Origin of the sequence: Actibacterium mucosum KCTC 23349 (genome assembly GCF_000647975.1) — a bacterium.
GTDB lineage: Bacteria > Pseudomonadota > Alphaproteobacteria > Rhodobacterales > Rhodobacteraceae > Actibacterium > Actibacterium mucosum.
On sequence record NZ_JFKE01000003.1, the window covers coordinates 271,738 to 287,532 of the forward strand.

At 60.8% G+C, this 15,795-nt stretch carries 15 protein-coding genes and 1 tRNA gene; 2 read left to right on the forward strand and 14 right to left on the reverse strand.

From position 1 onward, the window contains the following. Positions 1-2 precede the first annotated feature (2 nt). The 7 genes from ACMU_RS07905 to ACMU_RS07935 all read right to left on the reverse strand — a co-directional run bounded on the left by ACMU_RS07905 (position 3) and on the right by ACMU_RS07935 (position 7,528). Positions 3-776 carry an enoyl-CoA hydratase/isomerase family protein gene (locus tag ACMU_RS07905; protein ID WP_035258175.1) on the reverse strand — a complete coding sequence of 258 codons (774 nt, stop codon included), beginning with the start codon at positions 774-776 and terminating at the stop codon, positions 3-5. Positions 777-781: 5 nt separating this feature from the next. Next, the gene (locus ACMU_RS07910) at positions 782-1,609 is read right to left on the reverse strand and encodes a carbohydrate ABC transporter permease (RefSeq protein ID WP_035258178.1); all 828 of its coding nucleotides are present in this window, start codon (positions 1,607-1,609) and stop codon (positions 782-784) included. Next, positions 1,606-2,493, reverse strand: a complete 888-nt coding sequence (locus ACMU_RS07915; protein WP_035258181.1) for a carbohydrate ABC transporter permease — start codon at positions 2,491-2,493, stop codon at positions 1,606-1,608. The genes ACMU_RS07910 and ACMU_RS07915 overlap by 4 nt, the downstream gene beginning before the upstream one ends. A gap of 70 nt (positions 2,494-2,563) precedes the next feature. Continuing rightward, positions 2,564-3,775, reverse strand: a complete 1,212-nt coding sequence (locus ACMU_RS07920; protein ID WP_035258766.1) for an ABC transporter substrate-binding protein — start codon at positions 3,773-3,775, stop codon at positions 2,564-2,566. Between the two features lie 29 nt (positions 3,776-3,804). Beyond that, on the reverse strand, positions 3,805-5,562 hold the full coding sequence (locus tag ACMU_RS07925) for a substrate-binding domain-containing protein (protein WP_035258184.1): 1,758 nt from the start codon (positions 5,560-5,562) through the stop codon (positions 3,805-3,807). Positions 5,563-5,748: 186 nt separating this feature from the next. Continuing rightward, positions 5,749-5,824, reverse strand: a tRNA-Thr gene (locus ACMU_RS07930). A 36-nt stretch (positions 5,825-5,860) separates the two neighbouring features. Next, on the reverse strand, positions 5,861-7,528 hold the full coding sequence (locus ACMU_RS07935; RefSeq protein ID WP_035258187.1) for an ABC transporter permease: 1,668 nt from the start codon (positions 7,526-7,528) through the stop codon (positions 5,861-5,863). A gap of 88 nt (positions 7,529-7,616) precedes the next feature. Between ACMU_RS07935 and ACMU_RS07940 the strand changes: the two genes are divergently transcribed. Next, positions 7,617-8,495 (forward strand): hypothetical protein, encoded by an 879-nt coding sequence (locus tag ACMU_RS07940; protein ID WP_035258189.1) that lies wholly within the window; start codon positions 7,617-7,619, stop codon positions 8,493-8,495. Positions 8,496-8,504: 9 nt separating this feature from the next. Here the strand turns inward: ACMU_RS07940 and ACMU_RS07945 are convergent, their stop codons facing one another. After that, entirely contained in the window at positions 8,505-8,762 is a 258-nt protein-coding gene (locus tag ACMU_RS07945) for a DUF2312 domain-containing protein (protein ID WP_035258190.1), read from the reverse strand. A 139-nt stretch (positions 8,763-8,901) separates the two neighbouring features. On the opposite strand from ACMU_RS07945, the gene ACMU_RS07950 reads away from it, so the two are divergent. Next, positions 8,902-9,117, forward strand: a complete 216-nt coding sequence (locus tag ACMU_RS07950; protein ID WP_035258192.1) for a hypothetical protein — start codon at positions 8,902-8,904, stop codon at positions 9,115-9,117. Here ACMU_RS07950 and ACMU_RS07955 read toward each other — a convergent pair whose 3' ends face one another. The 6 genes from ACMU_RS07955 to ACMU_RS07980 form a co-directional block, all read right to left on the reverse strand. Next, the gene (locus tag ACMU_RS07955; RefSeq protein ID WP_035258193.1) at positions 9,118-10,971 is read right to left on the reverse strand and encodes an enoyl-CoA hydratase/isomerase family protein; all 1,854 of its coding nucleotides are present in this window, start codon (positions 10,969-10,971) and stop codon (positions 9,118-9,120) included. A gap of 131 nt (positions 10,972-11,102) precedes the next feature. After that, a complete protein-coding gene (locus ACMU_RS07960) occupies positions 11,103-11,315 on the reverse strand; it encodes a hypothetical protein (protein WP_035258194.1) in 213 nt (70 codons plus the stop codon). 156 nt (positions 11,316-11,471) lie between these two features. Next, positions 11,472-12,389 (reverse strand): FliM/FliN family flagellar motor switch protein, encoded by a 918-nt coding sequence (locus ACMU_RS07965; protein ID WP_161635647.1) that lies wholly within the window; start codon positions 12,387-12,389, stop codon positions 11,472-11,474. A gap of 61 nt (positions 12,390-12,450) precedes the next feature. After that, entirely contained in the window at positions 12,451-15,138 is a 2,688-nt protein-coding gene (locus tag ACMU_RS07970; RefSeq protein ID WP_152544555.1) for an ATP-binding protein, read from the reverse strand. Next, positions 15,135-15,392, reverse strand: a complete 258-nt coding sequence (locus tag ACMU_RS07975) for a hypothetical protein (RefSeq protein ID WP_035258196.1) — start codon at positions 15,390-15,392, stop codon at positions 15,135-15,137. Before ACMU_RS07975 ends, ACMU_RS07970 begins: the two co-directional genes overlap by 4 nt. Next, positions 15,389-15,757 (reverse strand): response regulator transcription factor, encoded by a 369-nt coding sequence (locus tag ACMU_RS07980; protein WP_035258198.1) that lies wholly within the window; start codon positions 15,755-15,757, stop codon positions 15,389-15,391. The genes ACMU_RS07975 and ACMU_RS07980 overlap by 4 nt, the downstream gene beginning before the upstream one ends. Positions 15,758-15,795 lie beyond the last annotated feature (38 nt).

Here is a 15,795-nt window from a genome sequence, read left to right on the forward strand (position 1 = left end):
CTTCACGCCCCCTTGAATTCCGGGGCGCGTTTTTCAAGAAACGCATCGATCCCCTCTTGACCGTCCGCGGTGGAATAGAGGCGGAACAGCACCTCTTGCTCGTAGCTTTTGGCGGTCTCTGCCGGCGCATCGGGGCCTTGCAGCGCCAGCCTCTTCATCTCGGCCTGGGCCAGCGGCGCAATCTTCAGACAGGCGCGGGCACGTTGCATCAACGCGGCGTCCAGATCCTCGGACACCTCTGCCGCTATGCCCAGTTGATGCGCGCGCTCACCGCTCATCCGCCAACCGGCCAGCATTAGGTCAAGGGCCGCATATTTGCCCACGGCACGGGTCAGGCGCTGTGTACCACCGCCGCCGGGGCAAAGGCCCAAACGCCCCTCGGGCAGCCCCAACTGCGCATTGGGCGTCACAAGGATGATGTCGCAGCACAGTGCGATCTCGAACCCACCGCCAAGGGCAAAGCCATCAATCGCGCAGATAACCGGTTTGCCCAGCGCCTCCAGCTTGTCAAATACCCGGCGCGAATTCATCTGATACGCAATGAACGCGGCCCGTTTGTCGCCTTGGTATTCGGCAATATCCGCACCCGCCACAAAGGCCTTGCCGCCTGCCCCGCGCAGCACCAGAACCCGCACCGTTTCATCTTTTGCGACCGCATCAAGTGCCGTATCGAATTCGGCCATCAAAGGCGTCGACAGCGCGTTCAGCTTGTCAGGACGGTTGAACATCAGTTGCCGCACACCGGGGATCAGCTGGGAAATCTCGATCAAAGCCATGGGCCTTATCCTTTCACCGCGCCGGCAGTCAGCCCGGCGACGAAGTAGCGTTGCAGGAAGAAGAACACCGCGATCACCGGCATCGAGACCATCACCGAGGACGCCATCAACTCGCCATATCGAATACCGTATTGGCCGATGAAGTCGTTCAGTCCCACGGGCAGCGTGCGCATCTCTTTGGTCGAGGTGAAGCTGAGCGCAAAGAGGAATTCCTGCCACGTCACGATCAAAACGTAGACGGCGGTGGCGATCACGCCGGGCCGGGCCAGCGGTACCACGATCTCGCAAAAGATGCGCAGGGGGCTGGCCCCATCAATAGCCGCGGCCTCTTCCAGCGAGACGGGTAGCTTCAGCAGAAAACCGCGCAACATCCACACCGCAACCGGCAGCGTGACCGAGACATAGGCGATGATCAGGCTGGCATAGGTGTTCAGCAGATCCGCCGCGCGCATCATCTTGTAGAACGGGATGATGATGGCCGAATGCGGGAACATCTGCGCCAAAACCACACCGCCCATCAGGACCGTAATGATCAGCAATTGCGCGCGGCTGAAGGAATAAGCTGCCAAAAGGCCCAGTACCACGGTGATTACCACCGACGCGCCTGAAACGATCATCGAGTTGACGAAATAGGTCCGGAATTCGGGCCGGAAGGCAGTGACATAGTTTTCAAGCGTCGGATCCTGCGGCCAAAGGCGCGCGGGGATGGCAAAGGGCTCGGTCGCGGGTTTCAGGCTGACCGAGATCATCCAGAAAAATGGCAGCAGCACGAAGGCCGCCAGCGCAATCTGCAACGCAATCTGGATGACACGGGTAGATTTCGATGCGTTCATGCCACCGGCCTCCGGTTTGCGGTGGCGCGCTGCACGATCACGTAGATCGCCACCAGCACCGCGAGAACAAGGATAGAGAACACGCCATAGGTTGCGGCCTCGCCAAACCGAAACTGGCCAAATCCGGTTTCGAAGATCTTGGTCGGAAAGATATGCGTGGCGTTCTGCGGACCGCCGCGGGTCAGCACCCAAACGATGTCGAAATAGTTGAAGGTCAGGATCAGCGTCAGGACGAAGTTCACAAGGATCACGTCACGAATTGCGGGTAGCACCACGTCGATCAGCCGCCGCAAAGCGCCGGCACCGTCCAGCGTTGCGGCCTCCATCTGGCTTTTGTCAACGTTCTGCAGGGCGGCCAGATAGATCAGCATCGAAAAGGGGAACCCTTTCCAAACTGCCACAAAGATCACCGCCGCCATTGCCGTATCGGACGAGGCCAGCCACGCCGCGCTGTCTTCAAAAAGCCCCAGCCGTATGAAGATGGAATTCACCAGTCCCAGTTGCGGGTCATACATGAACCGCCACAGGATCGCAGTGACAACGCCCGGCAAAACAAACGGCAGTAACACCAATGCCCGGATTACCCCCTGTCCCGGCAGCCCCTGGTTCAGCAGCACCGCGGTGAAGAACCCCAACAGGTTCTGCAAGACCACAACGCCCAACGTCCAGATGACAGAATTCCAGACGATCTCGGAAAATTGGCGCGAGTTCAGGACCTTCTCGTACACGGCCCAGCCGACAAAGCGCGGCTCAGGCGAGATGAACGAGGTGTCGTAAAAGCTTTCGATGACCGTGCCGATCATCGGGTAGTAAAGAAACACCCCCAAAAGGGTGAGTGTGGGGGCAAGGAATGCCCAGATCAGCCAATTGTCTTTGCGTGTCATCACTTTGTCCGTAAGTGGGCGCGGCAGTTGCCCGTTGCCGCGCCCGGGGAGGGCCGGTTTCCCGGCCAGCTTAGTTCAGGGCGTCGATATCGGCGCAGGCGGCGTCAGCAGCCTCCTGCACATTCGCGCCCGAGAATACGTCCTGGTACAGGGTCATCTGGATGTCGGCGACTTCCAGATAACGGGCTGAAAGCGGGCGCGGATTGGCGTTGGACAGATGCGCCATGATGTCGTCCGCACCCTGCCGGTTGGCCTCAAGGAAAGGTGCTGCGGCGGCTTTGTTTGCCGGGATCAGGTCGACAACGTCGCCATTGACGTCTTCACGCACCATGAACTCGATGAACTTCCACGCGGCCTCTTGCTGAGCCGAGCTTTCGAACACGGCCAGGTTCCAGCCACCAAAGGTGCCCACACCCTTGCCGGATGCCCCGGCGGTGCCGTTCACGAAACCCCAGTTGATGTCGGATTTCTGCAGGGTCGGCTGCTCCAACGCCGGCCAGAATTCGATCGCCAACGAACCATTCAGGAACAGCTCGCGCATGTTGCCGGAATTGGCGTTCAGGATACCTTCGGGGGCGAATTGGGCCAGGTCCTGCACATATTCCATCGCCTCCACTGCCGGAGCCGCGTTCAGAGCGCAGGCACCCGCGTCATCCAGCACCGCACCGCCATTGGAGAAGATGAACGAGTTCATCACAACCACGGTGTCTTCGCCGCGGTGCCCAAACAGGCCAATGCCGAACTTGCCGTCACCGGTCAGTTTCTCGGACGCCGCGCGCAGCCCTTCAAAGGTCGTCAGATCAGACGGGCTGACACCTGCCGCATCCAGCAAGTCCTTGTTGTAGAAATTGAACTGCCAGACATCGACGTTAAAGGGGATGCCATAAAGGCCGTCATTATAGCTGGCGGAATCCCAGGCACCGCCAAAGAACTGATCGCGCGACAGGCCCGCACCGGCGGCGGCCTCGCTTAGATCAGCAACGGCACCAGCTTCAGCAAATGCAGCCACCCAGATCTGGTCCAGCGTCGCGATATCGGGCGCGTTTCCGCCCTGTACCGCGGTCAGCAGGCGTTGTTGGTATTCGGGATAAGGAATGGTGGTGACTTCCACCTTGATGTCAGGGTTTTCGGCCATGAACCGATCAACGGCGGCCTGCTGAAACTGCGACAGGCCGCTTTCGGTCTGTTGGTTGTCCCAGAATTGCAGCGTGACCTCGGCCGATGCGGCCGACGCCAGCGCAATGGCCGAGCTTGTCAGGGTTGCGAGCAGTTTGGTTTTCATCATTTCCTCCCAGAATTTGGATGATGGTTTCAGGTTTCCCGCACCAGCGCCCGGCTGATGTCGGTGTTCTGCGGTGACGGATCGTCGGCCTCGTTTGCGATCAGAACCTCGATCCCTGCAGCGCGTAGCCGTTGACGGTCGGCGGGCAGCGCGCCGTCATCGGTGATGATCTCGTGAAGCTCGTCTGGCCGCGCGACGCGATGGTTGGATTCGGCCCCAATGGCGGTGTGATCGGCCAATGCCACAACCCGACGCGCAGCTTGCACAAAGCGGCTGCCGGCAAGGGCGCGACGTTCATCCATGGTGGACAGGCCAAACTCGGCCGAAGCACCTGCGACGCTCAGAAAAGCCACATCGGCGCGCATGCGTTCGAACAAGGCACCAAGGCTGGGGCCCACAAGGCAGTGATCGGCTTTTTGGTATTCGCCGCTGGTCAGGATCACCTTGAGGGGCGGCTTGCCTTCAAGCTGCATCATCACATCCAGCGCGTTGGTGACGATGGTGACCCCGCTCAGCTGTTCGGGCGCGGCAACAGCGCGTTGGTGAAGGGCTTCGGCCATGTATCGGGTCGCTTCACCTTCGCCGACGATCACCGTCTGGCCGGGCTGGATCGAGGCCGCAGCACGGCGACCAATCTCGCGACGCAAACGCGACATTTCGGCCGCGATGCCTTGATGCGGTGGGGAAACAACCAACTGCAGGCCCAGTTCCACCGCGCGCAGCTGCATCGCCTGCATCATCACCCGGTACCAATCATGGGCCGGGTAATGCGGCATGAACCCGACGCGCCCCTGCACCGCATGCACGAACGGTGCATCGGGTAAAAGCGCGGCGCGCTTGTCATCCAACAGCGTCCAGCCCCCGGGGCCGTTGGTGTAGTATTCGGCGAGATTCTGTGGCGTGATCACGGCATGTGGGGTCTCGCAACTGCCCGGTTGCGCTGCACCGGCCAGAACGCCTGCGACCAAATCAACGGCACGTTGCCCAACAATATCGGGGAAAAAGGCAACAAGGCCGCGCAGCGCGCCTTGTTCGGCCAGTTTTGCCACGAAGTTCGGACTTTCGCCCCCAGCAGCATAAACATCCAACGCCCGGCCCAGCTTTTGCGCCGCATCCATCGCCGCCATAGCCGAATGATCGTTTACACCGAACGCAACGCCGATCCGCGTTTGTGCTTTCAATGCGTCGACGGCCACACGCAGGGCCGGACGATAGCTGCCCTGCCCATTCACCCGCGTCACTTGAACCTGTCCGGCAAAGGCATCGCGGAACCCGGCTTCGAATCCCTCGCAGCGATCGCTGGTATTGGCCAGTTCAGGCTGCGTGACAAGCAACAAGTGCGCCGTTTCACCCGGCGTGTTTCGGGCCGCATGCTGTCCCAGATCGAACCCGGCCTGCCGGTTGTTGGGTCCCAGATAGGTGCCGCCAACCTGCGGGGCACTTTCGGCAATGAACGGTATCCCGGATCGCGCAATCTGACGACGCAGGGCGTCCCCGCCATGGCCGGGGATAGGCGGCAGGATGACAGCATCCAGATGGTCCAGCTCGGACGCAAAGCCTTCGGTTTTGGCCAAAACCTGCGCGCCGGACTTGAGGATTTCCGCATCAGGCAAGGTCGCGCCCCCATGCGTGCGCCGCAACGCCCCGGCGTCGGCCAACTCGCTCAGGTCACGTCGGAGCGTGACAAGCGACACTTCCGGCAGGACGCGCGCCAAAGCGCTCAATTCGATCACCCCTTCCTTCTGAAGGATCGAAAGTATCCGCTTATGCCGAAGGCTTTTGATCATTTATCGCTCCCTTTCGCTTACATTGCGCAGATGGCGAGAACCGACAACGCAAAAAGCCTCAATACGACTAAATTCGAAAAATATCGATCAAATTCGGTCAAAGCCAAGCCGGATGGGGGAAATGCAACGCGGAATCAGGCCCAAGCATTCGCTGAACCGATCAAAAACGATAACGATGGGACTGTTTGGTGCCCCCACACGGACTCGAACCGCGGACCTACTGATTACAAATCAGTTGCTCTACCAGCTGAGCTATAGGGGCACGTTGCGGGCGTTCTAGCGGTGTGTTTCGCCGAGTTCAAGCCCGTTCGCGATTGGCGCGCGCAAGGATCAGGACCGCGACCAGACTGACGCTCATGACCAATAATGCAGCGGGCGAGGCCTCGGCGATGTTTTCCAACGATGCTTTCTCGTAGACACGTGTCGCCAAGGTGTCGAAGCCGAAGGGGCGCAGCAAAAGCGTGGCCGGCAATTCCTTTGCGCAGTCGACAAAGACCAGCAGCAGCGCTGTGCCGAACGAACTGCGGATCAAAGGCAGGAACACCTCGCGCAGGGTCTGCCCCGGCGTGCGCCCAAGCGAGCGTGCGGCCATCGGCAAGCTGGGCGAGATTCGGCCCATCGCGGCATCAACCGCGCCTTGGGCGATGGCAAAAAACCGGATGCAATAAGCATAGATCAGAACCGCCGCAGAGCCTGTCAGCAGCAGCCCCATCGGGCGCCCGGTTACCTGCTCGATCACATCGGCCACGGCATTGTCCAGCGCCGCCAACGGGATCAGCAACCCCACCGCCAGAACCGCCCCCGGTGCCGCATAGCCCAGCGTGGTGGCGGGCAGCAAAAGGCGCGGCAGGCGGCTGGACGAAAGGCGCACGCCGTAGACAAGAAACGTAGCCGCCAGAACGGTGGTCAGCGCAGCAATGCCGCCGACCGACACGGTGTTCCACACGGCCTCGGTCAAACCGGGGGCCTTCCACACATGCCAGTCGCCCACCGCATGGCCCAGCATTACCCCAACCGGCAAGACAAACCCCATGGCAAAGGGCAGCACACAGACCGCCGCCGCCCCCAAGCCCGCAAAGCCGGTCAGGTGTATCCGGCTGACTGCACGGCTTTGCCGCACGGTTGTGAAATAGCGCATGCGATTGCGGCCAATTTTCTCTAACGCCACAAGCAACAGAACCATTCCCAGCACCAGCGAGGCGATCTGTGCCGCACCGCCGGGGTTTCCGGCCTCTAACCAGACCGAGAAAATGCCGGTGGTCAGAGTCTGCACGGCAAAAAACTCGACCACACCGAAATCGCTGACGGTTTCCATCATCACGATGGCTGTGCCCGCGGCGATGGCCGGACGCGACAGCGGCAGCCCAACGCGCCAGAACCGCATGAAGGCGCCTGCCCCCAAGGCGCGCGCGACGTCATAGATGCCGCCCGATTGCTCGCGATAGGCCGCGCGGCACAGAAGATAGACATAAGGGTACAGAACCGAGGCCAGCACCAAAATCGCCGCCCCGCGCGAGCGGACCTCGGGGAACCAGTAGTCGCGCGCGGTTTCCCAGCCGAACAGCGCCCGCAAGCCCGTCTGTACCGGCCCCGCATATTCCAGAAAATCGACCAAGGCATAGGCACTGACATAGGCGGGGATGGCCAGCGGCAACAGTAACAGCCACTCCAGCAGTCGGGCGCCGGGAAAGCGGTACATCGCGATCAGCCACGCAGTCCCGCAGCCCATGACAGCCGCCAGAACCGCCACACCACCTGCCAGCAGAACCGTGTTGCCCGCATAGCGGGGCAGCGTGGTCGAGATCAGGTGGGGCCAGATATTGTCTTCGGGTGTCAGGGCCATGAAAAGCACCCAAACCAACGGCATCAACACCAAAACTGCGATGATCAAAGCGCCAATGGCCCAAATGCTGGGCAAACGGCGTCGGCGCGTGGCCGTAGACACAGAATGGGGCAGATCGGTCATGTGGCTCGCCCTACAGGAAAGCGGTTTTACTGTCCAGAAACCTCGGTTATCCATAAGGACAACAGAAAGTTACAGAATTCGGACCGGCATGCAGATTGTTTATCACCTGGGAGTGCATTTCACCGACGAAGAGCGGTTGCTGAAATGCCTTCTGAAAAACAAGGGCGCACTTGCCAACGAGGGCACCGCCGTGCCGGGGCCCAGCCGGTATCGCAAATTGCTGCGGCAAACCTTGTTTGGGTTGCGCGGCGGACCGGCCACGCGCGATCAACAGCAAGAGATTTTGGAAGCCGCCCTAGAAGGTGAATATGCCGAACGCATCATCTTCTCGGCCCCGAACCTGTTGGGCAATCCCGGCGCGATGCTGCGCGATGGGGCGCTGTATGAACGTGCAGGCGAACGGGTTGCGTCGCTGTGTTCGATATTCCCCGACGCGCAGAACGAATTTTTTATTGGATTGCGCAACCCGGCGACGCTTTTGCCAGTTGTTCCGGGATCTGTCGAGGCGCCTGCGGACTTTATGCAGGTGCTGTCCACAACAGACCCTCGCGGCCTGCGATGGTCAGATATGGTGGCGCGTATCCGGGGCGAAAACCCCGATGTTCCGCTGACCATTTGGTGCAACGAAGATACCCCGTTGATCTGGCCGCAGGTTCTGCGGGAACTGGCCGCGCATGATCCCTTGTTGGCCCTTGAGGGAACCAATGATTTCCTTGCGTCTATCATGTCGCGCGAAGGGATGGAGCGGATGTTGGTGTATATGTCCACCCATCCGCCAGCCACCGAAGTACAGCGGCGCCGCATCGTTGCCGCGTTCCTGGACAAGTTCGCTATTCCGGACGAAATCGAGGTAGAACTTGACCTGCCCGGCTGGGACGACGCGCTGGTCGACGAATTGACCGAGCTTTACGACGAAGACGTGTACCAGATCGAGAAAATGGCGGGCGTGAATTTCATCGCGCCCTAAGACACGGGCTTACATGCCCAGCGCTTCTTTATACATTTCCAGAACCGCCTCTTCCTCGGCGATGTCGTCTTTGTCGCGCTTGCGCAGGGCCACAACCTTGCGCATCACCTTGGTGTCATAGCCCCGGCCTTTGGCCTCGGCCATCACCTCCTTCTGCTGCTCGGCGATGTCCTTTTTCTCGGCCTCCAACCGCTCGTATCGCTCGATGAACTGACGCAGTTCGTCGGCGGTCACACGGTAGGAAGTATCGGGGGAATGCTCGTTCATCTCGGCCTCGTGCTGCAAAATTCGCGGGGGTTCTGAGCAAGAACCGATACCTGCCCACGCGCAATGCCGCAAGCCCTGCCTTGTCTCGCGGCCTTGGTCAGGCTAGATGCTGCGGCGTCATTTGCGAAAGGGATGCGGGATGGAGCTTTTGGTCTGGGCCGGCGCGGTGCTGTCGCTGTTGGGGATCGGTGCGTTGGTCTGGTGCATTCTGCAGGCGGTCAAGGCGCGCCGCGAAAGGTTGGAGGGCGAGGCCATGAAAGCCCGCCTGCAACGTGTTGTCGTGGTGAACATGGCCGCCTTGTTCGTTTCGGCCATCGGTTTGATGATGGTGGTGCTGGGCGTTTTCCTGGCCTGATCAGGACCAACCGCGATCCATATCGGCAAACCGTTTGCCATTCTTGATCAACTCGTCGAACAGCGGCGCCGGGGCCCAGAACTCGGGGTCTTCGCCCTGTCGGGATCGCATTCGGTTCCGCACGGTCAGCAGGCCACGCATATCTGCCGCGAACATTGGCCCGCCAAGCGCGCGCGGCAAACCAAAACCGTGCACCATGGCAATGTCGATATCGCCGGGCCGCTGTGCCACCCCCGCCTGAACCAGCAACGCGCCCGCATTTCCCATTGCGTCAAAGCACCGGGCAACCACGTCCTCGGCCGAAACGCTGCGCATGGCGCGGCCCATCGGCACCTGACGCCCGCCAAAGGGCAAAACCTTGAACCCTTCGGCCGCCAACGCGTCGTCGACGACCGCCGGGTCAGCGCCCAGTCTGACCAGATCACGCGCCGCCAGAACGCATGCGCCCCACACCGCCGTTGCAACACCACCCTCGCCGGGCGTTGACCGGATTGGTGTGCCGCCCAGTCGCTGCACGAATTTGGCCATGCCATTCAAAAAGTCATTCTGTGCTTCGGCAGGGGCCACAAGTTCGACCAGATCCGCATTTGGAAGCCCGCCGGAATGCCGCAGGCCCAAGGTCCGCAAATCCGTGCGCACCGGCCATGACGGTTCGGCGTCACCGGACACGACCAAGCCAACGATACGCCCCGGAGGCATCGCGGCGACGGTGTCGGGCACCCGTAACGGATCCGCGATCAGCACCAGATCGACATCGCGCAACACATCCGGATGCGCGGCAGACTGAAACCTGAGTGCACGTGCATTCTTGTCATCCGCTTGCGGCGCATCCGGCAACTGGGCCAGACGCTGACGCACTTGTTCCGCAACGTTTTTGTCGGCCGATGCGTCACCCGAGGCGATATGAGACACCGACAACCCCGCTTGCAACGCAGCCGTGCTCCACCGGACAACATGGCTGGAGGTTCCCAGAACGGCCATGCGACGAATGTCCTGTGTCTCGGCCGACGCTTTCGCATCAACCGGCACAAGGCGCGCCGTTGCACCGACAAGGTGACGCAGCGCGCGCGAGGTATCATCGGCCTGACTTTCAAGGAAAGCGGCCCCCTCGTAGTCGATACCTGTTTCAAAAGGCAGCAACTGGGCAGCTTCGACGCAATCCACCAGACGCTTCTGTGTGGCGGGCAAATCCATTTGGCGATAGTGCTTGATCGTTGCAAGAAACTGACCGGGCTTGACCAGATGCTCGTGGCGTTCAGATACGGGCCGCAAGACGTCCGTATGCGAATTGGGGTTGCGCAGGATCTCGCGCGCCTTGTCCATGGTGCCCCCCTGCGCAACAACCACATCAACGAGGCCAAGCCGAGCGGCCTCTTCTGCCGAAATCGGTCGCCCGGCGCGCAGAAATTCCAACGCAACCGCCGGTCCGGCAAGGCGTGTCATGCGGTGCGCGGCCCCCATAATCGGCAGCAACCCCAGCTTCAGATAGGAATGTGCGATACGCGCGTTCGCGCCGGCAACCCGGGTATGCGCCGCCAGCGCCAGTTCCAACCCCGCGCCATGGGCCAATCCATCGATCACCGCAACAACGGGCACTTTGCTTTCCTGAATTGCGGTTTGAACCAGCGCCAATGCGGCATGTTCCCCACGCAGATCACTTCCGGAAAGGTCGGGTCCTGTTGCGAAAATCGGGCCGTCGGAATGCAGGATGATTCCCACAAGATCCGACTGCATGCCAAGGTCGGTGATTTGCTGGGCTAACGAACGGGCAAGCTGAACGCGGAGCGCATTGTCTGGCGGTGCTGACAAGCAAAGCCGCGCTATACCGCCTTCTTCGACTGCGCGCCGCAGCATCGCAAGCCCCCTCCTGTATTGTCTTTTGCTTCTTGGCGGCGCGCTATGATCTTATGGGCGACAACCGCCGCATGCCTTCTACTATTAGTATCCAGAAGGGCAAAAAGCGCAAGACCTAGAGGGAACCATGTTCACACAGGCATATTGTTGTACAATTCATCTGCGTCGTCTTCCTCCAACTCAGCCATAAGGCGAGTCAGATCCTCGGGCACCGGCAGACCAAGCGAACGCAATTCTGAGACTTTTTCACGCAGTTCCTCAAGCAGGATATGCCTATCCTGCGGGCGTTTCTCGATTTCCTGCATAATCAACGCGATGCCGGCACGAAGGGCTTCAAAAGCCATATTCAACCTCCCATTGCAAAGGGCGCGTGGGCAGCGCCCACATTCACCCTATCATATTTTCGCGCGCTTTATTTGATACCTGCGCAATGGACTGGGTGCCTTGACCCAGATCAACGGTGGTAAGGCTGCCCACCCGGCCTCGGACTGTTTTGGTGGCTAGGCTGTTGCGGCAGGTTGCGGCTCTGGCTGACCAAGTTGCGAGTGGGATCCTGACGCGGCATTCGCGACGCGCACGGCACGGTCGCCCGACGCGCGACCAAGCCGCCCGGTCAGGATGGTCCGGCCGTCGCCGGATTCGAGTGAAACGCCGTCCAGACAGTTTCCCGGCAGGCTGACGATCTGGCCGACCTGCAGAGACAAAAGCAGTGAAAGGGGCAGTTGCAATCGCGCCAGAACAGCGTCCAGTCGCATAGGTGCGGCATGCACATTCTGGCCCAGAGCCTGCGACCATTCTTGCGCAGGGCGTTTGGGGACGTCCCGTTCAGGTCTTGAAACACTGGGCGACGGCAGGATCACCTGCAGGCTGCCGCTGATGCCCGAGCTTGCGAACTGAACCTCCATCCGGGCGCGGGTTAACGGGCCTTCGGGCAAAGCGAATTGTACCAACCGCGCATCCGCCAGAAAGCCGCTGTAATTCATGGTGGCGAACGTGTCACCGCCATCGCCCAACCCGTGTCCAAACGCCTGTACCAGCTTGCCAACGAAGCCGCTTGTCAGCTTGGCGTCAACCCGCGTGGCCGGGCGTTCCGCCAAGGCGCCTGGCAGCTTGCCCGTCATCCGAAACGCGACGAATGCAGCAAACGCGGCCGGATCCCACGCCACCAGCCCCGACATGCCGCCATGCCCCTCCAACAGGCAAAGCAACGCATTGTCCGCGATGTTTTCGGCGGCATCGGTGGCCTGAACCGTGTCGCAGGTTATGTCCTGCACCATCAAGGTCAGGCCAATCTCGGACTGCGCAACCCGGGGGAGCGCCTGTCGCCATGCGCGCGCGGCGTCCACGGTGTTTTCCGCCGCACTCTCTGCCCGGTTTGCAGCCATTTTACGAAGAACGGATTGAGAAAGCTCTGCCATTTTGCAATGTCCGATGTTGTTTCCCCCGAACATTGCGGAACAGGGTTCACAAATCCTTACCTCAGGCTGCTTTCGCGACGTCCAGAGGCAGACGGACACGGAAAGCTGCACCGCCCTGACCGGGGACGTAGGCAATGTCGCCCCCAAGATTTGCCATGATCTCGCGGCAGATCGCCAGGCCAAGCCCCGCGCCACCCGCGGCATTACGGTCGCCAAGGCGCGAAAACTTCTCGAAAATAATGGACTGGCTGCGCTTGGGAATACCGTCGCCATTGTCGACGAAATCCACCTCGACCGACCCCTTGTTTTGCCGTACGCGAATGGTCAGCCGCGGGGTCTCGGCCGTGCAGTACTTGCGCGCGTTGGCAATCAGGTTGATGAACACCTGGCTCAGCCGGTCCGTGTCTGTGGTCAGAACCACCGGATCAGTGGTTCCGTCCCGCGCTACACGCAGGTTTGGCCCGTCACTGGCCGTGGCCGCCGTAATGGCGCGCGATAACAGGTCCTGCAGATCGCCGGTTTGGGTGTTCAACTGAACCTCGCCGTTTTCCAGTACCGACAGGTCCAGAAGGTCATCCAGCAGGCGGGTCAGCCGGATGGCCTCGTCATGGATGATCTGGCTGTACCTTGCCCGATCCTCGGCCGCCAGCGGGGTGTCGCTTTTCAAGATTTCCGAGAACGCCCGGATCGAGGTCATGGGTGTCCGCAATTCATGGCTGACCTGGCTCAGGAACGCGTCCTTTTGTACCGAAATCTCGGTCAGCTTTTCGTTGGCCTCACGCAACTGGCGCGCCGTCCGCGAGATTTCTTCTGATTTCGCTTCCAACTGGATCGAGTGTTCCATCATCTGCGCGGTTTCGTCAGCCACCGCCATCAGATCCTCGACCGATACAGACGAACGGCCCACGATCTGCCCAACCATCGCGTGACTTGTGGCTGCGCCAACCGAACCTGCCAGTTCGCGCTCTAACTGTTCCAGAAAGCCTGGCGTAGTGTCGGGAAGGTATCCGGCCTTGCCCTGCCCGCTGGCGGCGGTGTGGAACATTGTCTGCGCTTTCTCGCTGCCAAGGATGCGTTGGGACATGACCAAAAGGTCTTCGGCTTCGGCCGCGCCTCGCAACCATCCCTGCACGCCCGTGGAATGTTCGAACACGTTGACGAATTGCGCCCCTTGCAGCCGCTCCAAGGGCGAGGGAAAGCCGCTGAGCGACACCGCAAGGAAGGCAACGGTGTTCAGGGTCAGCGACCAGAACACCGCGTGGATCAATGGATCGAGGCCGGCGACACCCAGCAAGGCGTGCGGCCGCAACCATTCAATACCCCATGGCCCGTGTTGCAACAATTCCGGGCTCATCACCCCGCCGGGGCCAAAGCTGGGCAGGAACAGGGTATAGCCCCACAGGAAAAACCCGGTCAAAAGCCCCGCAACCGCGCCTCGTTTCGTTGCCCCCCGCCAAAAGATGCCGCCAACCAACGCCGGCAAAACCTGCGCCACACCGGTAAAGGCGATCAGGCCGATAGCGGCCAGCGCCTCGGTCCCGCCGGTCAATCGAAAGTAGAGATAGCCCAGTGTCATGACTGCCGCGATGGACAATCGCCGCGACATCAGCACAACCCGGCGGACATCGCCTGACACGGTTGCACCGCGACCCTGCACATACAGCCACAAGGGCATGACAATATGGTTCGACACCATGGTCGACAGCGCGATGGATGCCACGATCACCATCGACGTGGCGGCCGAGAACCCGCCAAGGAACGACAATGTTGCCACGCCCTCGGCCCCCATCGACAGGGGGATCGTCAGTACGAACAGGTCGGGATTTGCCCCTTCGGGCTGCGTTTGCAGTCCAACAACAGCAATTGGCACGACGAAGAGGCTCATCAGGAACAGGTACAGCGGAAAAGCCCAACTGGCCGTTGCAAGGTGGCGTTCATCCGCGTTCTCCACCACCAGCACCTGAAACATCCGAGGCAACGTGATGATAGCAGCGGCGGAAAGGAAGGTGATCCCGGCCCAACGCCCGCCCTGAAAGGTTGTTTCGGCCAACGGAGATTCTGCGATACGATCTGCCACCTGCCCCATGCCACCGGCCACGCCCCAAACCACAAAGACACCAACGGCCAACAACGCCAGAAGTTTAACCAGCGCCTCGACCGCGATGGCCGTTACGACGCCGTGGTGACGCTCGTTGGCATCCAGGTTCCGCGTGCCGAACAATACCGTGAACAGCGCCAGCCCGGCGGCCACCCAGATGGCTGTCGCGTTCAGATCGCTGGGCACCCAGGGCCGCAGATCCTCAAGCGCGAAGACAGAGAAAGACAGCGTCACCGACTGCAATTGCAACGCGATGTACGGGGTCGTGCCCACCACGGCCAGGATCGTGACGATGGCCGCAAGAAAATTCGACTTGCCATATCGGGACGAGATCAGGTCGGCAATCGAGGTGATCCTTTGCGTTCGACCGATCCGCACCAATTTGCGAAGCAGCCACCACCAGCCAACGAAGACCAACGTCGGCCCGATATAAATCGTGACGAATTCCAGCCCCGATCGTGCGGCATATCCCACCGCCCCGTAGAACGTCCACGCTGTGCAATAGACCGACAGCGACAGGGTATAGATCAAGGGCGAGCGCAGCCAGCCCAGTTGCCCTGCCTCGGCACGGCGTTCGGCAACAAAGGCCACCGCGAACAGGAACGCGGCATAGGCGACACAGACGGCGACAAGAATGTTGAATGGGATCATCCGCCATCCTCGTCTTCGGTCTCGTTACGCGGGGGGCTCAGGCGATTTGACAGGAAAGCTGCGGCAATGATCAAGGCCAGCCAGACCATAAACATATAGGCAGAATAGGCCGCCGTGCCCCCACCCCCGCGCAACAACGGGAAGAGAAACAGCAAAACGCCCAGGATCGGCAACAACCGCGCGGCATCTGTGGCTCGGCGCCATCTATAAGTCTGGCGCGCAAGAAAGAGCGGCTGGCGCGGCGGGCGGCTCACGCCTCGGCCATGTCCCGCACGGCGCTCAGGACATCTTCGTTTGAGAATGGTTTGGTCATGAACTGCGTGACGCCCAGACTTTCAGCCATCTCGCGGTCACGCGTTTGGCCCTTGGCGGTCAGCATCAGCACGGGCAGCGCCGCAAGCGGCCCCGTCGCCCGAATTTCGCGTAAAATGTCGAACCCGCTGCGCCCCGGCAACATCACATCGAGGATAACCACGTCCGGTGCGAATTGCTGCACCTTGTCCATGGCGGTTGTACCGTCGGAATGCGTGCGCACATCCCACCCGTCGCGCGACAGGATAAACCTTATGGCCTCGATGATGTTGGGCTCATCTTCGATCAAAAGGACGTTTCGGCCCATTCCCCCTCCAACTGGTCAGGCAGGCCGTCCTCCCCGGC